Here is a 21,786-nt window from a genome sequence, read left to right on the forward strand (position 1 = left end):
GAAAGAGGATTCACATGAAAGCGCTGTATAACGACGGCACGGTTGCCGAACTGCCCGCAGACGAGGTCACGCACGTCATCCGTCACTCCGCCGCTCACATCATGGCGCAGGCCATCAAGCGCCTGTACCCCGAGGCCGACTTCGCCTACGGCCCCGCGACGGACAACGGCTTCTACTACGATGTCGACCTGGGCGACACGAAGCTCTCCGAGGACGACCTGCCCGCCATCGAGGACGAGATGCGCAAGATCGTGAAGGAGAACCTCAAGTTCACGACGTTCGAGCTCGACCGCCCCGAGGCCATCAAGCTCATGGAGGAGCGCGGCGAGAAGTACAAGGTCGAGCACATCGGCGACCTCGATGAGGACGCTCGCATCACGTTCTTCCAGCAGGGCGAGTACATCGACATGTGCGTCGGTCCGCACATCACCTACACGAAGGCCCTGAAGGCCTTCAAGCTCACGGGCGTGTCGGGCGCCTACTGGAAGGCCGATAAGAACAACAAGATGCTCACGCGCGTGAACGGCACCGCGTTCGCCACGAAGGAGGAGCTCGAGGAGCACCTGCGCATGCTCGAGGAGGCCAAGAAGCGCGACCACCGCAAGATCGGCCGCGAGATGGACCTGTTCATGATGCGCGACGAGGCGCCCGGCTTCCCGTTCTTCCTGCCCAACGGCATGATTCTCAAGAACGAGCTGCTGAACTACTGGCGCGAGATCCACCACAAGGCGGGCTACGTCGAGATCTCCACGCCGCTCATTATGAACAAGCAGCTGTGGAAGACCTCCGGCCACTGGGACCACTACAAGGACAACATGTACTCCACGATCATCGACGACGAGGAGTACTGCATCAAGCCGATGAACTGCCCGGGCGGCGTGCTCGTGTACAAGAGCCGCCCGCACAGTTATCGCGAGCTGCCCATCCGCGCCGGCGAGATCGGCCTTGTGCATCGCCACGAACTCAAGGGCGCGCTGCACGGCCTGTTCCGCGTGCGCTGCTTCAACCAGGACGATGCGCACCTGTTCGTCCGTCCCGACCAGCTGACCGACGAGATCGTGGGCGTGGTGAACCTCATCGACTCCGTCTACCAGAAGTTCGGCTTCACTTATCACCTCGAGCTCTCCACGCGCCCGGATGACTCCATGGGCTCGGATGAGGACTGGGAGGCCGCCGAGGCGGGCCTGCGCGAGGCTCTGGAGCGCCTGGGCAAGGAGTATGTGGTCAACGAGGGCGACGGCGCCTTCTACGGCCCGAAGATCGACTTCCACCTGGAGGATTCGCTCGGCCGCACCTGGCAGTGCGGCACCGTGCAGCTCGACTTCCAGATGCCGCTCAACTTCGACCTCGAGTATGCGGATGCCGACGGCACGAAGAAGCGCCCGATCATGCTGCACCGCGTCTGCTTCGGCTCCATCGAGCGCTTCATCGGCATCCTGATCGAGCACTACGCCGGCAAGTTCCCCACGTGGCTCGCGCCGGTGCAGGTGAAGATCCTGCCCGTCTCCGAGAAGAGCCGCGCCTACGCGCATACCGTGGCCGATCAGCTCGACGCCGCGGGCATCCGTGTGGTGGTGGACGATCGCGACGAGAAGATCGGCTACAAGATCCGCGAGGCGCGCAGCATCGACCGCGTGCCCTACATGCTCATCCTGGGCGAGAAGGAGGCCGAGGCCGGCAACATCTCCGTGCGCGACCGCACGAACGAGACGCATGAGTCCTCGGTTGAGGATTTCATCGAGAAGGTTTCCGCCGAGATCGCCGAACGCCTGAGCTAGGTTCGATCAGGCTTGAAAGCGTCCCATCGGGCACTGTGCCCGATGGGACGCTTTTTGTCTCCTTCGGGGACGGGGCAGTTCGGTGCCACGCTGCGCCCGGCCGGGCGCAGCGTGGCACCGAACTGCCCCGTCCCCGAAGGAGACACCGTTTCCGTCAGGTTTTCTGCCGTGCGGAACGCGCGAATCTCGCGATACCGACGGGAGGGGACAGCGCGGCAGGTATACTGAGCAGGTACGAAAACAGGGGAGGGGGAATCGGCTGTGTCGCAGGCGTCATCTATGCTCGCGCGTGAGTTCTCCCGGGCGGAGTGTGCCCGCGCCTCGTGGTTCGTTGCGGCGCGCAACGTGCCGGAGGCCATCGCGAAGCTCGGGCTTATCGGCCCGTCTGATCGGCTCGTTGTCCGCGCGAATGACTTCGCCGATGCGTTTTTGCGCTCTTTCGGCTCCCGCTCGCTCACCTTTGCCCAAGATGTCACGCCCGAGGCTTTCCGCGCTGCGACCTGGGCACCCGTCCATCCCGCAGCGACCGGTTCCATGGAGCCGCGCGAGGCCGGCCATGTTTCGTACGCCGACGGGGCGGGCGCGCGCTTCGACCGCGTGTTCTGGTTCGTGAACTCCATCGGATGCCGCGGCCTTGCGGTGCCCGACCTGCGTGCTGTGGCTGAAGCTGCCCGCGAGGCGGGCGCCATGCTCCTTGTTGATAACACCGTGGCGTCATCGTTTTGCTGCCAGCCGCTCGCGCTCGGTGCGCACGTCGTCTTCGAAGCGCTCGACCGCGTGGCGGAAGGGCGCCTGTTCAGCAAGGCTGTCGCTATCTCGGTGGCGCGCGATGTCGTCGGCAAGGGCAGGAAGCAGCACGCCGAGCCCTTGGCCCACGATGCGTACTGCCTGCTCGCGCAGCGCCTGGGCGGGGAGTTCTCCCAGGTGCGCTTCAACGTGGCCGAAGATGACCTGGAGCGTATCGCGCAGGGCATGGAGACGCTCGATGCGCGCATGCAGCGCCACATGGACAACGCCCGCGTCATCGCCGAGTACCTCGCCGCCAGCCCCTTCGTGCCCCGCGTTGCCTATCCCGGGCTCAAAAGCCATCCCTGCCATGAGACGGCGGCGCGCATCCTGCAGCACGGCTTCGGCCCCGCGCTCGATTTCGAGCTGCCTTATGGCGTGACGGCCGGCGGGTTCCTGAAGCGCTGTAGCCGGTCCGGCCGGTCGTATGCCGCCGGCGGCCCCCATACCCGCATGTCCGCTCTTGATGGCGACGATGGGCACTATATCCGCCTGTTCGCCGGCGTGGACGATCCGCTCGACATCGTCGACAGCCTCGACCAGGCGATGCGCCTGTACTGCAATCCTCCTCACGCCTGATGGGCGGCGGGCAGCCGCCCGCGCCCGACAACCGGATACGCTCGCTTTTCGATCCATGCACCGGGGAGGATGCAGTGGACGCTTCGTTTTCCATCGCCAATCTCATCGAGGCGCTCGTCCTGGGCGTCGCGCTCGCCATGGACGCTATGGCCGTCACGCTGTCGAACACGCTGTGCGAGCCGGACATGCCGCGCTCCAAGAAGCTCGCCATGCCCATGGCGTTCGCCCTGTTCCAGATGGCGATGCCCATCGCCGGCTTCTTCGGCGGGACGCTGATCGCGCCGCTCATCGACGCCTACGCCGGCATCGTCTCGCTCGCCATCCTCGCCTTCGTGGGCGGAAAGATGGTCGTCGAGGCTGTCGGCGAGATGCGCGAACCCGAGAGCTGCAGCACGGCTCGGCTCAGCTGGGCGACCATCGGCATGGAGGCCGTCGCGACCTCCATCGACGCCTTCGTCGTCGGCGTGTCGTTCGCGGCGAGCGGCAAGGACATCGTTCTTTACGGGGGCGCCATCGGTATCACGACGCTTCTGTGCTGCTTGGCGGTGCTTGCGATCGGAAGGCGCCTGGGCGAGCACTTCGGCGCCCGCGCCCAGCTCGCCGGCGGTATCGTCCTGATCGTCATCGGCCTGAAGGCGTTTTTGGGGTAAGGCGGGCCGTTTTGCGGGCGGGTCCTGACTCGCCTGCGCCCGGCGCGGGACGCGCAGGATGCGAGACCCTTCGCGCTGCCTTTCCCTACGGGCGCGCCTTAAGCGTCGCGGTCGAGCCCCAGGAGCTGAGCTTTTCCACGGATGCGAACCCGCCGGCAAGCAGCGCCTCCGTCTCGTGAGGGACGGTCAGGGGGCAATCGAAGTGGTAGGGCTCGTCATCGCCCGCGCCCTGCTCGCGCCTCAGCCGGGCAAGCTCGCCTCGCAGTTGCGCCTCCTCCTCTTCGGTCCGGGCGAAGTAGTCGGTCAGGATGAGGTAGCCGTCCGGCGCCAGCGCGTCGCGCACCCGCCGGTAAAGCGCGATCTTCTGCTCTTGGGTGAAGTGGTGGAGCGACTCCACCGACACGGCCGCGTCGAACCGATTCCGACCGAGCGGCACCTCGAAGTACGATCCGCAGATGAGCTCGATGTCGCGCTCGCGGAACTTCTCGCGCAGGGCCTGCAGCATGCCGTGCGCGAGATCGATGCCCGTGACGCGCGCGGTGGGGTTTCGTCGGAAGTACCACTCGAGCTCGAGGCCTGTCCCGCAGCCGAGGTCGAGAACGCGCGCGCGGGGATGCGTCGGGAGCAGGCTTGCGGTAAACGGGTAGAACTCCCGGGCGCCCTCTATGGCGGTGAGCTGGTGCTCGTCGTATATATCGAGGCGCGAGTCGAAGAACTCGCCCATCTTCTCGAGCATGGCCGTCCTTTCTTTTCGATCGAGGTCGCGTGCTCCCTAGTGGGTCCGGCCCTTCCGCGGCGGAGCGGGCTGGGCGAACCGCCAGAACGCATCCTCGACGAGCTCGGCGACCGTGTCGTCGGGGATGTCGATCTCGCAGGAGACGATCTGGGTGGCGATGCCGTGCGAGAACAGCCAGACCTTGAGGAAGGTCGCCCTCGCGTCGGCGTCGGTGCCGCCCGTGACGGCTTGGACGTTCTCGATGGTCGCACGGTTCCATTCCGCCTCCGACACCCCCTGCAGGGTCGAGCCCGCCATCGTGCAGTTCATGAACAGCGCGTTGAAGATATGCGGTTCGGTGCGGGCGAACGAGATGTAGGCGATGCCCTGGCTCACCAGCCTGTTGCCATCGGTCATCCGCTCGTCCATATAGGCGTTGTAGTAGACGTTGAGCTCGTCGATGAGGTGACGTTTGAGTTCGTCCATCCCCGTATAGAGCCGAAACAGCGGTTTGGTCGAGGTGTCGAGCCTGGCGGCAAGGGACCGGGCGTTCACGGATTCCAGCCCGCTGGCGCGGACCAGTTCGACGGCGGCGGCGATGGCGGTGTCACGGGTGAGTTTGGGTTGCGGCGGCATGGTACCTCCTCAGAAGTTCGCCTCTGAATAGTAACACATGTTGCGCAACGTATGGTGCTCAATATCGAGCTCTCATCGCGGCATGGGAACCGAGAGTTGAAACGGATGCGATGCCGGTGGATGCGACGCTTCGCGTGTGTGGCGGGATCAGGGCGCAGGGGGAGTGCGGGACCTGCGACGGCGCGGCGCGGCAGGGTCCATGCGTGCCGGCGGGATCCTGCCGGCGCCGAGCTGCGACGCGCCCGCCCCCTTAGCGTCCGTGGCCGCGCTATTTCCCTTGGTCGTCGAAGACGCTTTCCGGCTCGAGCTCATGGGCGCGCCGGCACAACAGCTCGTCCATTTCCTGCTGGATGCTGCGGTAGACCTCCAGGGCGCGCTTGCCCTGCGGGGTGAGCGTCGACCCGCGCGCGCCGTCGCGGGCGAGCAACTCATAGCCGAGTTGCGCCTCGGCCTCCTTGATGATGCGCCAGGCCTTCGAGTACGCCATGCCCATGCGCTTCGCCGCGCGGTTGAGTGAGTGCTCCTGCTCGACACCCTCCATGAGAAGGGCGATGCCGTGGCCGAATGCGCCGGGCAGATTCTCATCGCTGATGAAGGTGAGGCGTGTTTTCGGCTTGATCGTCATCCGGTGCGCTCCCTTACGCTAAAGCCCTCGCTCGCATTTTGCCACACACGCCGCAAAATCCGCGTGAAGTTCCTACCCATAGCATTGTAGCAGCGGCGATTGCTCTACAATAGCCGAGGACCGCTCATACGGTCCATCCGCGAAACCGTGCGGCGTGGCACGTGCCGCTGTGCTCGTGCCTGGATCGCACCACGATCTGAAGAGGAGTACCTATGGCAATGTTTTTCCCCGGCGAGTCCCACACGTTCTCTGAGTATCTGCTGGTTCCTGGTTATTCGTCTTCCGAGTGCATCCCCGCGAACGTTTCGCTCAAGACCCCGCTCGTGCGCTTCAAGCGCGGCGAGGAGCCGGCGATCAGCCTGAACATCCCCATGGTTTCCGCCATCATGCAGTCCGTCTCCGGCGAGCGCATGGGTATCGCGCTGGCCACCGAGGGCGGCATGTCGTTCATCTACGGCAACCAGACCCCCGAGCAGGAGGCGGCCATGGTCAAGGCCGTCAAGGACCACAAGGCCGGCTTCGTCGAGTCCGACTCCACCCTCACGCCCGACATGACCATGGAGCAGGTCATCGCCCTGAAGAACAGGACCGGTCACTCCACCATGCCCGTGACCGACGACGGTACGCCGCGCGGTCGCCTGCTCGGCATCGTCACGAGCCGCGATTACCGTCCCTCCCGCGACGACCACTCCAAGAAGGTCGCGGAGTTCATGACGCCGCGCGAGAAGCTCATCGTGGGCGATAAGAACATCACCCTCAAGCGCGCCAACGACGTCATCTGGGACAACAAGCTGAACGCGCTGCCGTGCGTCGACGAGAACGATCACCTGGTCGGCATCGTGTTCCGCAAGGACTACGATTCGCACAAGACCAACCCCAACGAGCTGCTCGACGCCAACAAGCGCTACATGGTCGGCGCGGGCATCAACACGCGCGACTACGCCGAGCGCGTGCCGCTGCTCATCGAGGCGGGCGCCGACGTGCTGTGCATCGACTCCTCCGAGGGCTTCTCCGAGTGGCAGAAGCGCACCATCGAGTGGATCCGCGCGAATTACGGCGACTCCGTCAAGATCGGCGCGGGCAACGTCGTCGACGCCGACGGCTTCCGCTTCCTTGCCGACTGCGGCGCCGACTTCGTGAAGGTCGGCATCGGCGGCGGCTCCATCTGCATCACGCGTGAGACGAAGGGCATCGGCCGCGGCCAGGCCACGGCGGTCATCGACGTCTGCCGCGCGCGCGACGAGTACTTCGAGGAGACCGGCATCTACGTGCCCGTGTGCTCCGATGGCGGCATCGTCTACGACTACCACATGACGCTTGCGCTCGCCATGGGCGCCGACTTCATGATGCTCGGCCGCTACTTCGCCCGCTTCGACGAGAGCCCGACCGAGCGCGTGAACGTGAACGGCCAGTACATGAAGGAGTACTGGGGCGAGGGCTCTGCGCGCGCCCGCAACTGGCAGCGCTACGACCAGGGCGGCGAGACGAAGCTCGGCTTCGTCGAGGGCGTCGACTCCTACGTGCCCTACGCCGGCTCCCTGAAGGAGGGCGTGCGCCAGACGATCTACAAGATCAAGTCCACGATGTGCAACTGCGGTGCGCTCACCATCAAGGAGCTGCAGGACAAGGCGCGCCTGACGCTCGTCTCCTCGACGTCCATCGTCGAGGGCGGTGCGCACGACGTCGTCGTGAAGGATTCGCAGCAGTCGGTGAGCTACAACTAGGATTTCGCCATCCTGCGCATCCGTTTTTCTCTTTGAGTGCGTAACGGGGTCTGCGGCATATGGGCCGCGGACCCCGTTTTCTATGCCGATCTAGCTGTTCGTGCGGCCATGTCGCTGGGGTGGTTGTCCGCGAGGTTGCGGGACGCGTCCGTGTTGCTTCTCTACGACGATATTAGGTCCATGTTTTTAGGGGCTTGGGCAGAAGGCATGTAAGTCAGGCGTGTTTGCGCAGGTCGGAACTGTCAGGAGGGTGTTCTTGGATTCGATGCGCCGCTGAGAGCGCCTAATGTCGGAAATAGCTTGCACATCCCGGCCCGGTAGCCTCCTCGTGAGGTGGGCCAAGTGCCGCATGTCCGACAGTGTAGGGCTCTCGGCATGAAGTATCAGAAAAAAAGAGATATAAAACGTAAAACAAAACATAAAGCAGCAAAATAATATGCTATATTCAATCCATGAAGTGCATTGTCTCACATACATCGGCTTGCGCGTGGCTCGTCCATCATGCGACTCCTCGCACCACGGGGGACCGTGCGTCGCGCGCCGGCATCACCGGCGCGTGCGTTCCGCCTGCCTCGTATCGAGAGAAGCTTCGCTTCATGCTCGATCTGCATGATGGGCCGGTAGACTTTCTCGTGGAGCGGCCGGGCGACCTGCGCCGCAACGCCGATGCGGTCGCCCATCTCTGCACGTGCGACCTACCGGCCGGATCGTTCATTCAGGTCCCGAGCGGCTCCATTGACGTGGAGCTCTACGTCACCAGCCCGGAGCTGACGTATGTCCAGCTCGCCTACGGGGCATCGATGCAGATGGCAGCGTATGTCGGCATGGCGCTTTGCGCCGACTACCGACTCGATCCCTTCTCTGTGGGCGGCGTGCTGCAGCGCCAGAGCTCCGATGCTCGCGTGACGACGGTCGCGCGCTTGAGGAACTATGTCGAGCGAGCGGCTCGCGTCTGCGGCCGCAAACGGGCGGCGGCCGCGCTCGATTTCGTGTGGGAGCGCTCGCGGTCTCCCAAGGAATCGGGGCTGGCGCTGTTTTATGGCATGCCCGTTCGTTTCGGGGGCATGAGCCTGGGGGATGTCACGATGAACCCGCGTGTCCGGGTGTTCGGGGGCGTCGATATGCTGGGGCATGCGCGCTATGAGGAGCGCTATCCGGACATTTTGATCTCGCGGTCCCTGATCGACGGCGGGCTCCTTGCCGTTGCGTTCGATTACGATGCCGACTCTGTGCATGCGGGCTCAGAGAAAGCCCTCGAGGACCGGCGGCGGACGAACTCCATCGCCACGGTCGATAACCTTCTCCATTTCTCGGTATCCACCACCGACCTAGATGACATCACCTACCTTCGGCTGTTGGGTGATCGCGCCCGACGTGCCCTGAAGCTCCGGAGCCGGCCCCCGTTGCAGGTCGCCCGCGGCAGCGCGGAGGGAAGACGCCTTCTTGCGGAGTACCGCGAACGCCAGGAGCGGGTGTGGCAGGAGGTCGTGGTATCCCGGATGCCCTTCTAGAAACGCTGGTCAATGCATCCTGCAGCTGGCGCGCTCGTTGCGGGTGCGCGGACGCGTGCAGCGCCGGCGCCCTGCCTATGCGTCTTCCTTGCTTCTCGCATGCAGCCGTAACGTCTGCAGCTCCGCCAGCGAAACCCGCAAGCCTGTGTTTCCCGTGGCGGGAGTCTTGCCGGGGGAGGAGGATGACAAGGCGACTGCTACGTATTGACGGTATTAGGCGCCCGATTTCGACCTTTGGGGACCTGGCCACCGCAAACGAACCCCTGCACGTGATTTACCTGCGAAAACGAGGCCCCCTTGAATGCCGTGAGTACGAGCGTTGAATCTGGCCAACCTAATAACGGTAATACGTTGCACATGGACCGGCGTCACCCTCCGCGCGAAGGGCGGCCAGGGCGGTTGGGCGCGATTTATGGCTGCCGGGCGGGGCCGGGCACCCGCAAGCCCGCGCCCGTGCGCCCCATCGATCTTTAAATAACCGGGTCGTCGCGTGCGGTCCATGCAGTTTTGCTAGAATCTGGAACGTTACCGTATCGACGGCGGACGGGGCCGTGCTTTTCGTTTCGCCGTATCCGCAAAGGAGCCCGTATGTGCGACTGCACCGACCATAAGGAGATCCCCGCCTACGACGCGGCTGCGATCGAGGCCAAGTGGATCGAGGCGTGGGACCGCGACAACGTCTTCGCGGTCGACATCGATCCGAACAAACCGAAGAAGTACGTGCTGGAGATGTTCCCGTACCCGTCGGGCGATCTGCACATGGGCCATGCGCGCAACTACACCATCGGCGACGCCATGGCGCGCCAGGCGCGCATGCGCGGCTTCGACGTGCTGCACCCGATCGGCTTCGACGCCTTCGGTCTGCCCGCCGAGAACGCGGCCATCAAGCACAACACCCAGGCCGCCGCGTGGACCTATAAGAATATGGACCAGGCGCTCGCCACCATGAAGCGCATGGGCTTCTCCTACGACATGGATCGTCTCGTGAAGACCTGCAGCCCCGACTACTACCGCTGGGGCCAGTGGATTTTCGAGAAGATGTGGGAGCGCGGCCTCGTCTACCGCAAGAAGAGCCCGGTCAACTGGTGCCCCACCTGCAAGACGGTGCTCGCCAACGAGCAGGTGACCGACGGCCAGTGCTGGCGCTGCGGCTCCGAGCCCGAGAAGCGCGACCTGGAGCAGTGGTACTTCAAGATCACCGACTACGCCCAGGAGCTGCTCGACGACCTGGAGAAGCTGCCCGGCTGGCCCGAGCGCGTCAAGCAGATGCAGGCGAACTGGATCGGCCGCTCCGAGGGCGCCGAGGTCGACTTCACGCTGTGCGACGCCGAGGGCAACCCCATCGAGGGCGACGAGGGCAAGATCACCGTCTTCACGACGCGCGCCGACACGCTGTTCGGCTGCACGTTCTTCCTGCTCGCTCCCGAGTACGAGGGTCTTCACGACCTGGTGTGCGGCACCGAGTACGAGCACGACGTCATGGCGATCGTCGAGGGCGCGAAAAAGATCTCCGCCGTCGAGCGCGCCCAGGGCACGCTCGAGAAGCACGGTGCGTTCACCGGTCGCTACGTCGTGAACCCGGTCTCCGGCACGAAGGTGCCCGTGTGGGTCGCCGACTACATCGTCTCCGACTACGGCACCGGTGCGGTCATGGCCGTGCCCTGCGGCGACCAGCGCGACTTCGAGTTCGCCCGCAAGTACGACCTGCCCATCGTGCCGATCATCCTCATGGACGACGAGCTCGCTGCGCTCGAGGAGGCCGGCGAGTCCATCGACACCTATCATGCCGAGACGGTTGACTGGGACAGCGCGCATGCCGCCGAGGGTACCCTCGTGCAGTCCGGCAAGTACACCGGCATGCGCGGCGGCAAGCACTCCGAGGGCGAGGCGGCCATCGTCGCCGACCTCGAGGCCGCCGGCACCGGTCGCCGCAAGGTGGAGTACCGCCTGCGCGACTGGCTCATCAGCCGCCAGCGCTACTGGGGCAACCCCATCCCGGCCATCCACTGCGAGCATTGCGGCATCGTGCCGGTGCCCGAGGACCAGCTGCCGGTCATGCTTCCCGACAACCTCGACCTCGGCGCGGGCGAGACGCTCGCCGAGTGCGCGGAGTTCTACGAGACGACCTGTCCGGTCTGCGGCCGTCCCGCCCGCCGCGAGACGGACACCATGGACACCTTCACGTGCTCCAGCTGGTACTACCTGCGCTACTGCGACCCGCATAACGAGGAGCTGCCGTTCTCGCGCGAGGCGGCCGACCGCTGGATGCCCGTCGACAACTACATCGGCGGCATCGAGCACGCGATCTTGCACCTGCTGTACTCGCGCTTCTTCACGAAGGCGCTGCGCGATATGGGCATGCTCGACGTCGACGAGCCGTTCACGAACCTGTTGTGCCAGGGCATGGTGAAGGACGAGAACGGCGAGACCATGTCCAAGTCCAAGGGCAACGTCGTGCCGCCCTCGAGCGTCATCGAGCCCTACGGTGCCGACACGATGCGCCTGGCGATCCTCTTCATCGCGCCGCCCGAGAAGGACTTCGACTGGGATCCGGACGCGGTCGCCGGCGCGAACCGCTTCCTGAAGCGCGCGTGGCGCATCGTCTGGACGCTCGCGAACGCCGCCGATGCCGACGCTGCGCTCGATAAGGGCACACTGTCCGCCGCCGCGCTCAAGCTCTACCGCGAGCGCCATCGCACGATCGCCAAGTGCACCGAGGATTTCGACCGCCAGCAGTTCAACACCGCCATCTCGGCGATCATGGAACTCGTGAACGCCGCGAGCGCCTATATCAACGCGGGTGAGGAGCTCGACGGCGCGCTCTGCCAGCTGGTCGCCACCGACATCGTGTCGGTCATGGCGCCGATCTGCCCGTTCTGGGCCGATGAGCTGTGGCACGCCGCGCTCGGCCACGACAGTTACGCCTACACGGCGAGCTGGCCTGCGTTCGATCTGGCGGAGACCGTCGAGGACGAGGTGGAGATCGCCGTCCAGGTGCTCGGCAAGATGCGCGCGCACACCACGGTGCCCACGAACGCCACGACCGAGCAGATGCAGCAGGCCGCCATGGAGGCTGCCGCCAAGTGGCTCGAGGGCAAGACGCTCGTCAAGGCCATCTGCGTGCCGGGCAAGCTCGTGAACCTCGTGTTGAAGTAGTCCGTCTATCCAGCCAAGGTGCATAAAGGGCCGGGTCGCGATTCCGTAGCGCAACGGATCGCGGCCCGGCCCCTTTGTTACATTCGCGTGTCCCAAGCGACCGTTCACCCATCAAATGGGTTCAAACGGTGATGATAGTTCTAAGATTTCATTATCAGATGCAATAAATTCTTATTGCCTGTATCACGTCATCGGAAAAGGGAAGAGGGGATGACATGCATCTTCAGACTCAAGCGCTGGTCATCGTAGTGGTCTACCTTGTGGTCATGCTGGGCATCGGCTTCATCGTCGGCAAGCTCAACATCAAGAGCAGCGAGGACTACATGATCGCGGGCCGCAGGATGGGCCTGTTCTTCGTCGCGTTCTCGCTGTCGGCCAACAACATCGGCGGCGGCTCCACCACCGGTCTCGCGCAGCGCGCCTATGGCGACTGGGGCATCAGCGCCGTGTGGTACGTGCTCGCTGCGTCGATCGCCATGATCCCGCTCGCGTACTTCGCGCCGAAGATTCGCAAGACCATGGCCGTGACGATTCCTGAAGTCGTCGGGCGCCGGTTCGGCAACGTGTCGAGCTCCATCACCGCTGTGCTGTCGGTCCTGTCGCTGTTCTGCCTGACCTCCTCGCAGATCGCCGCCGCCGGAAGCGTCGTCTCCACACTGCTCGGCATCCCCACGAACGTCGCACTCGTCGCCGCGGGCTTCGTCGTGATCTTCTACACCACGTTCGGCGGCATGATCGCCGACCAGGTGGCCGACCTCATCCAGTTCTGCGTCATCCTCGTCGGCCTCGCCATCGCGACGCCGATCGTCATCAACGGCTGCGGCGGCTGGGAGGCCGTGTCCGCGGCCCTGCCGCCGGCGAAGCTCGACTTCACGACCATCGGCGTCGTGACGATCATCGGCTACATCTTCAACTACTTCTGCACGTTCTTGGCCGGCCCCGAGATGGTCTCGCGCTTCGAGTCCGCCAAGGACGAGAAGACCGCCACGCACGCCGCCTGGCTGTCCGCCGTCCTCATGGCCGCCATGGCGTTCTTCCCGACCCTGCTCGGCCTGTGCGCCGCCGCCACCATGCCCGATCTGCCGAATGCCGGCGCCAACGCCATGCTCGAGGTCACGACGACGCACGCTCCCGAGTTTGTCGCCGGCATCGTCTGCGCGGCCATCATCTGCGCCACCATGTCGTCGGCCGACTCCAACCTGCTGTGCATGTCGACCATCATCATGAACGACCTGTACCTGAAGTACGGCGGCCGAAAGCTCACCGATAAGCAGACGGTGTTCTACACCCGCGCCTGCAACGTCGTGTTCGCGATTATCGCCATCGGCATCTCGATGTTCGGCGTCCCAATCGTGACCATGAACACGTTCGCGTTCGGTATTCGCTGCGCCGGCCCGTTTGCCGCCTACGGCCTGGGTCTCGTGGTGAAGAACGCCACGAAGAACTCCGGTATCATCTCGCTGATCGGCGGCACCATCGGCTTCGTCTTCTGGCAGATCCTCTCCGGCGGCGACTTCCTGTTCGGTATCCTGCCCGTCGTGTTCGGCTGCGCGGTCTCCGTCGTGGTGTTCTTCATCGTGAACGCCATCGAGTGGAAGCGCGGCGTGCCCGCAGCGCCGTCAGCCTACCTGGAGAAGTAGCGTAAAGCGCCGTTTACCCATACGGACCACCGAAGCCCCTGCCTGCGCGGGGCTTCTTGCTGCGTGTGGATAGCGCGCCGTATCCTCATCGGGGACGGGGCAGTTCGGTGCCATCGGGGCGCGGCTGCGCCCCGATGGCACCGAACTGCCCCGTCCCCGATGAGGACAAGTGCTTACCGTAAACTTACCTGGTATCAGCAGGTCGGAGCCGATATCATGTCTTTGGCAACATGCTGCGTGGATTGTCGCGTAGTTGGTCATATCGAGCTACAGAAGGCCATATGTTACCCCTGTGCTATCAAATCGCACTTTTCTTGGTTCTATGCTATGGTTATGGACTGAAGGTACGTATAGTTTACGTTTGAATGCGGTAAGGTCTCATGTGTGATATGATCGGATTCCGAGACTTTGTTCGCATCCGTTCGGAAGAGAGTAGAGGAGAGCAGCCCGTGGCTTCGCCTCAGCAAACAAAAAATCGTAATGGGTGGGGGTCGCTCCATACGGTAGGTGCTCGCGCTGCTTGCGGAGTATCCTGCGGAGCGGTTTTCTCATTCCCGGTACATGAGAGCACGGCACTGCCTCTCTTGGAATCCACCCGACAAATCAATATGTGCGCACCTGGACGCATGGGCTGGGGGAGTGATGTCGCATGACGCTCCTCGAGTTGCTCACGCTTCTTCGGAAGCATCTCAAATTCGTGATCGTGCTTCCCGTGGTGTGCGCGGTCGCCATGTTCTTCGTTGCGTATTTCATGATGGCAGACGAATATACGGCCGTCACGAGCATGTACGTGCTTGCGTCATCGGAGGATCAGGGCGGATCGGCTCTGTCCACGGACCTGTCCGCCAGTCAGATGATCACCAACGACGTTGCCACCTTGCTGACGAGCAACCGTGTGGTGGCTGATGCGGCGCAAGAGCTAGGCCTCGAAAATCTCGGTGACTTCGACATCTCCGTTTCAAGCGAGACCACGACGCGCGTGCTGTCGGTATCCGTGACGGGCGAGAACCCCGTGGTCGCGGCGGATATTGCCAATGCCCTGGCAACCAACGTGTCGTCGATCGCTCAGGAAGTCATGAACGTCGAGAGCGTGAACATCGTCGACCTCGCCTCTGTGCCCAACAGCCCGAGCGGCCCGAACCGTGTGCTCTACGTTGCCGTTGCCTTCATGGCCGGTCTGCTCGCCGCTGTGGCGATTGTTGTTCTTGTCGACATGCTCAACACGCGCGTTCGTAATGCGGAGCAGGTCGAGGAGCTGTTGGGTCTGCCCGTGATCGGGCGCATTCCCCAGGTGAAGGGAGGTCGATAGCGCATGGGACGCAGAAGGAACGCTGATGCCGACGAGCGCGCTCTGCAAAATGCTGCGAGCACGCTTCTGGCGAACATCCGCTTCGGCGGTGTGGATAAGCCGATCAAGTCCATCGTCGTGACCTCTTCGGTTGCTGATGAAGGCAAAACAACGGTCACCTATCACCTTGCTCGCGCTATTGCCTCAAGCGGCAAGCGCGTGCTGGTGGTCGAATGCGATATGAGGAATCGCTCTGCAGCTCATGTTCTGGGTACGACCGCCCGTTTTGGAATCTATGCCGTGCTGTCCGGCAAGGTCGAGCTGGAGCAGGCGGTCGTCCAGACCAAGTGGAGTAACCTCTATTTCCTCGATTCCGAGCCTCAGATTCCGAATCCCTCCGACATCCTGTCCTCCATGCGCTTCCGTAGCCTTATGAGCGTCATGGAGCAGAAATTCGATTACGTGCTGCTGGATACGCCGCCAGTGGGGGCGTTCGTCGACGCTGCCGTCATCGCCGAGCTTGCCGATACGACCGTGATGGTCGTGCGCGAGAACTTCGTCAAGCGCGGCGAGCTCGTTGCCGCATACGATCAGCTCATGAAGGCCGGTGCGCATGTGGCGGGTGTCGTCATGAACATGTGTGATATGGAGACCAACAGTTATTACTCCTATTACGGCAAGGATGGCAAGCGCGGGTCAGCTGGGGGCAGCGGTCATGAGGGCCCGTCACTTCCGAAGGACCAGGGTGTCGACATGAACAAAGTCGCCGCCCAACCTGTTGTCGCTCAGCCAAAGCAGGTACGTAAGGCTGATCCCGGCGCAACGCTCGAGTATGCATCTCTCGTAACGAATTCGAGTGCTGCCGCGGGTGTCGAGCCGGTGGTGCAGCCGGTCGGCAGGCATAGCGGTACGGTCGGTCAGCGGATGGCACCCGGCCGCTCGGTGTGAGGCGGTAAGGCATGAGAGACATGCATTGCCATATCCTTCCCGGTGTGGACGACGGTGCGCGCGATCTGGAGGAGAGCCTCGAGATGCTACGGGCGGCGAAATCCGCCGGCATCACCGAAATCGTGTGCACGCCCCACTGTCGCGACCCGTACTTCGACTATAACGCGATGTGCGAGGCCTTTGAGCGGCTTCGGGCCCATGCCGACGGCTTCCCCCTCAGCTTGGGCTTTGAGGTGTACCACAACAAGTTCATGGAGCTTGGGATGGAGTGGGCCGATCGGCTGGCATTCGAGGGCACGCGGGAGTTCCTTCTCGAACTCCCCGTCGGTGCGGATTCCAGGGAGTACCGCATGTTCGAGCAGACCATTTTCGAGCTGCGTGGACGGGGTTACAGCGTCATCATCGCGCATCCCGAGCGCTATCGGGCCATTCAGCAGGATCCGGAGGTGGCAAGGCGTCTGGTCCGTCAGGGATGCGCGCTGTGCGCGTCGGCTGACTTCGCCGCGCTCTCACCCTTCGATCGGACGCGGCGATCAGCAAAGCATCTGCTCGACGAGGGGCTCTATCGCCTTATCGCGAGCGACGCCCACTGCCCGGCTCACTACCGAACCTTCGAGAAGGTGAAGGGGCGTTATGGCGAGCGGCTGGGTGGACCGGCCAGCAGGTAGGGGAGTCAGTCAGTTATCCGCCGCAAGGAGACCGCCACGTTACGCATGGTCTCTTTATGGCAGATAACTGCCTTGTGCAGGGAATCTGCATGACATATCTCGATGGTGAGCAATCGTCGCCTGGCGCGCGTTGTGTCTCCACGGGGGAATGAATATGCCGTGTGCGCTTAGGCTCGCCGTGGGCGGAGCCTTGCTTGAGCTGGAATTCGAGCAAGGGGGTGATGCCATGCGTACGTATGTGTTGCAGGTTGTAACCGGCCGGGAGCACAAGACCGTGGCAGAGCTCGAGCATCTTTTGGGCGATCGGCTGCGGGGAAAGCTCTTCGTGCCGCGATATCGTTTCAAGAAAAGGATCAAAGGCACCTGGGAGATGACAGAACAGCTCCTGACGCCGGGCTACGTATTTATCGAATCCTCAATGACGGATATCGAGGATATTGCCCGTGTTATTCGAGAGGCGCCCGCGTTCGCGCGGGTGCTTGCGCAAAACGGCAGAATCGTTCCCCTCAGCGCCGATGAGACGCAGTGGCTTGATAAGCTGACCGGGACTTCACGTGTGGTGGATCCATCGGTCGGGTTTATCGAGGGCGACCGCGTCGTTATCACGCAGGGACCGCTCGTCGGCCTTGAGTCGCAGATCGTGAAGATCGACCGGCACAAGCAGCTCGCCTACATCGAGGTGCGCCTACTGGGGCGCGTCAAGGTTGTCAAGGTTGGCGTCGAGATTGTCAGGAAAACCTAGACGGCAGGAGGAGAGAGATTCTTCCTGCATAAGTCGTTTAAGCGAAACAAGGGTTTCGCTTTACGGATAGAAAGGAATGGCCGATGAAGAAGAAGGTATTGTCGGTTGTCGCTACCGCAATGGTCCTTATGGCGTCTCTGCCGGGCGTTGCGATGGCGGCCCAGTTCAATAGCCCGAACGGCACGACGGTGACCGCTCCGAACACGAACGTTGCCCTCTCTGTTTCGGGTGACGTGACGAGCGCAAGCGGTAGCGGCTACATCTCGGTTGAACCGGTTTCCACCGTTGCCAGCAATGTACCTGCTGGCGTGACGCCGCTGGCGAGCTTCGAGGTCGTTGCCGTGGGCGACGTCCAGTTCACCAAGCTGACGCTGACCTTCTCTGTTGGCGCCCAGTATGCCGGTGCAAAGGCGACGGTGTACATCACCCACAGCGATGGTACCAGCGAGGTCGTGGAGACGACCGTTGCTTCCGATGGTACAGTCACGCTCGATGTCGACCGTCTGTCCGTCTTCAGTATCGTGGTCGACGAGTCCACGGTTTCCGCTGATGGCGCTTCCACCGGTTCCACTTCTGCTGCCGGTACCACCGGCACCGTGAAGGACACCTCGGCCACTTCTCCGGCGACCGGCGTTGTCATTCTTCCGATCGCTGGCGTGACCGCTGCCGCCGCTGCCGGCGCGGCCGCTGTCGCCGTCGAGCTTCGCAAGAAGATCTCCAAGTAGGTTTTCGCTGCGCATGTTCATGCATCCTGGAGTTCATAGCCGGTAGCACCGTGTCCAGTAGAGACAACGGATTGAGGACCGCGTGGATAAGAATTCAACGTCAGAATCGTCTGAGAACGAAACCACGGGTAAGCGTAAGGGCATCATCCTGTTGGTTGGTGCCCTTATTGTCCTTGTGCTGATTGCCGGGGCAGGTGCGTTCTACCTTGTTTCTTCCCATATGTCTGCCGAGCGGGATATCGAGCGCCAGCAGGAGCTGGCAAGGCCCGAGGAAGATGCCGAGGAAGAAACTACTGAGGATCTGCCCGCCAATCCCATTGACTTCGCTGCGCTCCAGGCTGAGAATCCCGATGTGTATGCATGGATTACTATCCCTGGGACGAATGTCGACTACCCCGTTGCGCAGAGCCAGGTGGATGACAACTACTACCTGCGCCGTAATCTCGATGGGGAGTTTTCGGAGTACGGGACCGTCTATAGTCAGAGCATGAACGCGACTGACTTTTCAGATCCGGTGACGGTGCTGTACGGGCATAACTCCATCGATGGCATGATGTTCGGCACGCTTCACCGGTTCGAGGACAAAACGTTCTTCGATGAGCATGAGGAGATGTACATCTATACGCCGGGTCACATCCTGACGTATCGCATCATTTCCGCGTATCGCTATGATGACCGCCACATCCTCAACAGCTTCAATATGAGTGATGTGGACGTGCGGCAGGAGTACTTCAATTTCGTGCTCGCTCCCACATCCATGGTGGTGAATGTTCGCGAGGGGGCTACGCTCAGCGTCGACGACAAAATCGTGCAGTTGAGCACTTGCCCCACTGAAGGATCTGCGAGCGGAAATCGCTATATCGTGACAGGGGTACTTGTTGACGACCAGCAAACATCCTAATGACATGGGAAGCAAAATGACATCGGGTGTGGATTTTGACCCCATGCATAACGATAATACTTCGCGACACGCAGGACGTCACTTCAAGCAGCCATCTTCACAACAGATGGTTGATGCTACGGTTTCGTCGGATCTGGGCGGTGTAGTGGCCTCAGAACGGAAGCCTGATTCTCCTGCGGTGGAAGAAGCCCCTGTCAGAGGAAAGCGTTTCAAGCGCGCGGCAACCACCCAAGATGGCAACGAGCCTCAGGGCGGTGAAAGCTCGAAGGTAGTTGTGCGCACAGCGGAGGAGACATCTCAGCTAGAACGTTCTTCTCGCGATGTGTCCGGTGGAGGTTCTGGCTTCGCGGTAATCTCTGAATTGCCGGAAACCAACCACGCAGGGACGAAACGTAGAAGGCGCCGCAAGATGCCTCTTCCGGCAAAGATTGCGATTATCGTTGTCGCCGTTTTGCTGGTCACGGGCGGTGGTACTGCCCTTGCCCTGCGATTCATGGTCGATCAAGGCGCATCGGCGATTCGTGAAGCATCTAATCCGGAAGACATTCAGACGGCAGAAGATGCCTCCACTGAAGACAAGGGTTTGACGGTTGAGTACAACGGCACGACGTATCGCTACAACGAGAACATCGTTTCAATCGTTGTCATGGGATACGACCGTCGCGCTGATGTGAGCGTCACCGGTGCTGCCGGACAGGCTGATGCCGTGATGGTGGTGGCATTCGATACCGAGACGGGCGGCATGCGTGTCATCGGTATTTCTCGTGACACCATGGTGGATGTGGATGAGAAGGTTGGCGATGCATTTATCGGCCAGGATAGGATGCAGCTTGCCTTGTCGTTCAGCTACGGCGATGGATACGGGACGAGTGCAGACAATGTCGTTCGTGCGGTGTCTCGTATCCTGTACAACATGCCCATGAATTACTATGTGGCGCTCGACATGAGCGGCATCGGTCCTCTTAACGATGCCATCGGTGGCGTGACGTTGACGCCGTTGGCTACGATTCCCGACACATCAATTATCGAGGGTGTAGAGACGACGCTTTACGGATATGAGGCGATGCGATATGTGCAGTATCGCGACACTTCGTATTTGGAGAGTTCGCTCGATCGTCAGGCACGACAATCGCAGTATTTGCAGGCGTTCTTCTCGCAGGCTCTTTCCGCTGCGAAGGGTGATCCCGCGGTACTTATCGGACTGTATCAGACGGCGCTTGAGTATGGATTCACTAATCTCGGGGCAAGTGAGTTTGCCTATCTGGCAAGCTTGCTCGTTGAGCATGGTATGGACAGTCTTGATGTGACTACGCTTGCTGGTACGCCTTCGAAGGGTGTCCAGTATGTGGAGTATGAGCTGGATCAGGCGAGTGTCTATCAGACGGTGCTTGATGTGTTTTACACGCCGGTTGCTGAGGAGTGACGGAGCGCGGCGTTCGTGTGCGATGTGGTCGCCATGTCGTTTGCGTGCGTTGGTGAGAGCTGAGAACTTAGAAATATGCAAAGAGCCGTTCTTAAGTACTTCTGTTTTCTGAGTTGGCATGAGCATCGATGTTTGTATCCAAGAAGAGTTAACGGTCGAGCGGCACTATAGATTCTAATAAGACAAATGAAGTGCTGAGACGCTTGTAAAAACGCAAATTAGGGTTTGAGACTTTGAAAATGGAATTATTTGGTCATTATTCGCATACTGGTCATGATGGAGGGGAGGCTATCGACGCGTCACTCGAGCAATTCAAGGCCAACACGTTGCTTCCCTGCCAAGCAGACCCGGTACCTTTCCTGGTTACGCAAGCCCATTCTAGCAGTTTTCAATACCTGTATTTCGCCGTTTTCGAGGGTCACGGGGCCGCCTGGGACGGCCTCTCTGCGCCTGTGATGCGGCTCCTTTCAAAGTCTTTATGGTGGTGGCATAGATGACGAATGACGTCATGAGGAGGACCGCGGCTGCCACGGCCCGGGACGATGACGCCTTGATTGAGCTCGGCGATCTCACCGGTGGCCAAAGCGAAGCATTTTGCTGCCATGACTCCATGATGGCCAATGCAACTGACACTGAGGGATACGACCCCGAGGTCGTGGCCGCCGCCGAGAGGCTCTCGAGGCGTTACGCATACCGCTTCGTCAAGCGCGCCTTCGACATCATCTTCAGCTTGATAGTCCTGATCTGCTTCTGTTGGCTCTTCGCCATTGTTGCTATCGCCGTCAAGCTCGACGACCCGAAGGGCCCTGTCCTCTTCAGGCAGAAGAGGGTCACCAAGGACGGGCGGGAGTTCACCATCTACAAGTTTCGGAGCATGTTTGCTGACGCCGAGGAGCGCCTCGCAGAGCTCAGAGCCCTCAACGAGAAGACCGGGCCTGTCTTCAAGATGCGTGACGATCCGCGCGTGACACGCGTGGGCCGCGTGCTGCGTCGCGTCTCGCTCGACGAACTGCCTCAGTTCGTCAATGTCCTGAAGGGCGACCTCTCGGTGGTGGGTCCTAGGCCCGCATTGCCCTCCGAGGTCGCGGAGTACACGCCGTACCAGCGCCAGCGCATTCTCGTGAAGCAGGGTATTACCTGCTATTGGCAGACGCGCAGAAACCGCGACTCAATCACTTTCGACGAGTGGGTCGACCTGGACCTTCTCTACATCAAGAAGTGCAGTCTCTGGACCGATTTCAAGCTTATTATCCAGACCGTGGGCTGTGTCCTTACCTTCCAGGGGGAGTAG

The 21,786-nt window shown here is 61.9% G+C and carries 18 protein-coding genes; 15 read left to right on the forward strand and 3 right to left on the reverse strand.

Annotated features, from left to right (window positions below):
- Nucleotides 1-14 precede the first annotated feature (14 nt).
- The 3 genes from thrS (at nt 15) to H6A21_RS05905 (ending at nt 3,793) form a co-directional block, all read left to right on the forward strand.
- The gene (thrS, locus tag H6A21_RS05895) at nt 15-1,778 is read left to right on the forward strand and encodes a threonine--tRNA ligase (RefSeq protein ID WP_204561302.1); all 1,764 of its coding nucleotides are present in this window, start codon (nt 15-17) and stop codon (nt 1,776-1,778) included.
- A 279-nt stretch (nt 1,779-2,057) separates the two neighbouring features.
- Nucleotides 2,058-3,143, forward strand: a complete 1,086-nt coding sequence (locus H6A21_RS05900) for a PLP-dependent transferase (protein ID WP_204561304.1) — start codon at nt 2,058-2,060, stop codon at nt 3,141-3,143.
- Nucleotides 3,144-3,217: 74 nt separating this feature from the next.
- Entirely contained in the window at nt 3,218-3,793 is a 576-nt protein-coding gene (locus H6A21_RS05905; protein ID WP_342636069.1) for a manganese efflux pump MntP family protein, read from the forward strand.
- Between the two features lie 85 nt (nt 3,794-3,878).
- On the opposite strand, the gene H6A21_RS05910 is transcribed toward H6A21_RS05905, so the two are convergent.
- From H6A21_RS05910 to H6A21_RS05920, 3 genes are all read right to left on the reverse strand, one after another.
- Nucleotides 3,879-4,529, reverse strand: a complete 651-nt coding sequence (locus H6A21_RS05910) for a class I SAM-dependent methyltransferase (protein WP_204561308.1) — start codon at nt 4,527-4,529, stop codon at nt 3,879-3,881.
- Between the two features lie 36 nt (nt 4,530-4,565).
- Complete coding sequence (locus H6A21_RS05915; RefSeq protein WP_204561310.1) at nt 4,566-5,144, reverse strand: TetR/AcrR family transcriptional regulator; 579 nt, start codon at nt 5,142-5,144, stop codon at nt 4,566-4,568.
- 268 nt (nt 5,145-5,412) lie between these two features.
- Nucleotides 5,413-5,769 (reverse strand): winged helix-turn-helix domain-containing protein, encoded by a 357-nt coding sequence (locus H6A21_RS05920; RefSeq protein ID WP_204561312.1) that lies wholly within the window; start codon nt 5,767-5,769, stop codon nt 5,413-5,415.
- Between the two features lie 212 nt (nt 5,770-5,981).
- On the opposite strand from H6A21_RS05920, the gene H6A21_RS05925 reads away from it, so the two are divergent.
- The 12 genes from H6A21_RS05925 to H6A21_RS05980 all read left to right on the forward strand — a co-directional run bounded on the left by H6A21_RS05925 (nt 5,982) and on the right by H6A21_RS05980 (nt 21,786).
- A complete protein-coding gene (locus tag H6A21_RS05925; protein WP_204561314.1) occupies nt 5,982-7,493 on the forward strand; it encodes an IMP dehydrogenase in 1,512 nt (503 codons plus the stop codon).
- A gap of 596 nt (nt 7,494-8,089) precedes the next feature.
- Nucleotides 8,090-9,004 (forward strand): hypothetical protein, encoded by a 915-nt coding sequence (locus tag H6A21_RS05930; RefSeq protein ID WP_204561316.1) that lies wholly within the window; start codon nt 8,090-8,092, stop codon nt 9,002-9,004.
- Between the two features lie 588 nt (nt 9,005-9,592).
- A complete protein-coding gene (gene leuS / locus H6A21_RS05935; protein ID WP_204561323.1) occupies nt 9,593-12,160 on the forward strand; it encodes a leucine--tRNA ligase in 2,568 nt (855 codons plus the stop codon).
- A gap of 215 nt (nt 12,161-12,375) precedes the next feature.
- Entirely contained in the window at nt 12,376-13,800 is a 1,425-nt protein-coding gene (locus H6A21_RS05940; protein ID WP_204561325.1) for a sodium:solute symporter family protein, read from the forward strand.
- A gap of 649 nt (nt 13,801-14,449) precedes the next feature.
- On the forward strand, nt 14,450-15,109 hold the full coding sequence (locus H6A21_RS05945; protein ID WP_204561326.1) for a YveK family protein: 660 nt from the start codon (nt 14,450-14,452) through the stop codon (nt 15,107-15,109).
- Nucleotides 15,110-15,112: 3 nt separating this feature from the next.
- On the forward strand, nt 15,113-16,036 hold the full coding sequence (locus tag H6A21_RS05950) for a CpsD/CapB family tyrosine-protein kinase (protein WP_204561328.1): 924 nt from the start codon (nt 15,113-15,115) through the stop codon (nt 16,034-16,036).
- A gap of 11 nt (nt 16,037-16,047) precedes the next feature.
- On the forward strand, nt 16,048-16,704 hold the full coding sequence (locus H6A21_RS05955) for a tyrosine-protein phosphatase (protein WP_239462695.1): 657 nt from the start codon (nt 16,048-16,050) through the stop codon (nt 16,702-16,704).
- 154 nt (nt 16,705-16,858) lie between these two features.
- Nucleotides 16,859-17,446 (forward strand): antiterminator LoaP, encoded by a 588-nt coding sequence (loaP, locus tag H6A21_RS05960; RefSeq protein ID WP_239462696.1) that lies wholly within the window; start codon nt 16,859-16,861, stop codon nt 17,444-17,446.
- 83 nt (nt 17,447-17,529) lie between these two features.
- The gene (locus H6A21_RS05965) at nt 17,530-18,171 is read left to right on the forward strand and encodes a hypothetical protein (protein WP_204561330.1); all 642 of its coding nucleotides are present in this window, start codon (nt 17,530-17,532) and stop codon (nt 18,169-18,171) included.
- An 82-nt stretch (nt 18,172-18,253) separates the two neighbouring features.
- Nucleotides 18,254-19,072 carry a sortase domain-containing protein gene (locus H6A21_RS05970; RefSeq protein WP_204561332.1) on the forward strand — a complete coding sequence of 273 codons (819 nt, stop codon included), beginning with the start codon at nt 18,254-18,256 and terminating at the stop codon, nt 19,070-19,072.
- Nucleotides 19,050-20,495, forward strand: a complete 1,446-nt coding sequence (locus H6A21_RS05975) for an LCP family protein (RefSeq protein ID WP_204561334.1) — start codon at nt 19,050-19,052, stop codon at nt 20,493-20,495. Before H6A21_RS05970 ends, H6A21_RS05975 begins: the two co-directional genes overlap by 23 nt.
- A 493-nt stretch (nt 20,496-20,988) precedes the next feature.
- Nucleotides 20,989-21,786, forward strand: a complete 798-nt coding sequence (locus H6A21_RS05980; protein ID WP_204561336.1) for a sugar transferase — start codon at nt 20,989-20,991, stop codon at nt 21,784-21,786.

The organism is Collinsella tanakaei (assembly GCF_016902615.1).
Taxonomy (GTDB): domain Bacteria; phylum Actinomycetota; class Coriobacteriia; order Coriobacteriales; family Coriobacteriaceae; genus Collinsella; species Collinsella tanakaei_A.

Bases quoted from the DNA above. Each gene is read 5' to 3' on its own strand.
- thrS (WP_204561302.1), top strand. From the start codon at position 15: ATGAAAGCGCTGTATAACGACGGCACGGTTGCCGAACTGCCCGCAGAC.
- H6A21_RS05900 (WP_204561304.1), top strand. From the start codon at position 2,058: ATGCTCGCGCGTGAGTTCTCCCGGGCGGAGTGTGCCCGCGCCTCGTGG.
- H6A21_RS05910 (WP_204561308.1), bottom strand. From the start codon at position 4,529: ATGCTCGAGAAGATGGGCGAGTTCTTCGACTCGCGCCTCGATATATAC.
- H6A21_RS05915 (WP_204561310.1), bottom strand. From the start codon at position 5,144: ATGCCGCCGCAACCCAAACTCACCCGTGACACCGCCATCGCCGCCGCC.
- H6A21_RS05920 (WP_204561312.1), bottom strand. From the start codon at position 5,769: ATGACGATCAAGCCGAAAACACGCCTCACCTTCATCAGCGATGAGAAT.
- H6A21_RS05925 (WP_204561314.1), top strand. From the start codon at position 5,982: ATGGCAATGTTTTTCCCCGGCGAGTCCCACACGTTCTCTGAGTATCTG.
- H6A21_RS05930 (WP_204561316.1), top strand. From the start codon at position 8,090: ATGCTCGATCTGCATGATGGGCCGGTAGACTTTCTCGTGGAGCGGCCG.
- leuS (WP_204561323.1), top strand. From the start codon at position 9,593: ATGTGCGACTGCACCGACCATAAGGAGATCCCCGCCTACGACGCGGCT.
- H6A21_RS05940 (WP_204561325.1), top strand. From the start codon at position 12,376: ATGCATCTTCAGACTCAAGCGCTGGTCATCGTAGTGGTCTACCTTGTG.
- H6A21_RS05945 (WP_204561326.1), top strand. From the start codon at position 14,450: ATGACGCTCCTCGAGTTGCTCACGCTTCTTCGGAAGCATCTCAAATTC.
- H6A21_RS05950 (WP_204561328.1), top strand. From the start codon at position 15,113: ATGGGACGCAGAAGGAACGCTGATGCCGACGAGCGCGCTCTGCAAAAT.
- H6A21_RS05955 (WP_239462695.1), top strand. From the start codon at position 16,048: ATGAGAGACATGCATTGCCATATCCTTCCCGGTGTGGACGACGGTGCG.
- loaP (WP_239462696.1), top strand. From the start codon at position 16,859: ATGCCGTGTGCGCTTAGGCTCGCCGTGGGCGGAGCCTTGCTTGAGCTG.
- H6A21_RS05965 (WP_204561330.1), top strand. From the start codon at position 17,530: ATGAAGAAGAAGGTATTGTCGGTTGTCGCTACCGCAATGGTCCTTATG.
- H6A21_RS05980 (WP_204561336.1), top strand. From the start codon at position 20,989: ATGACGAATGACGTCATGAGGAGGACCGCGGCTGCCACGGCCCGGGAC.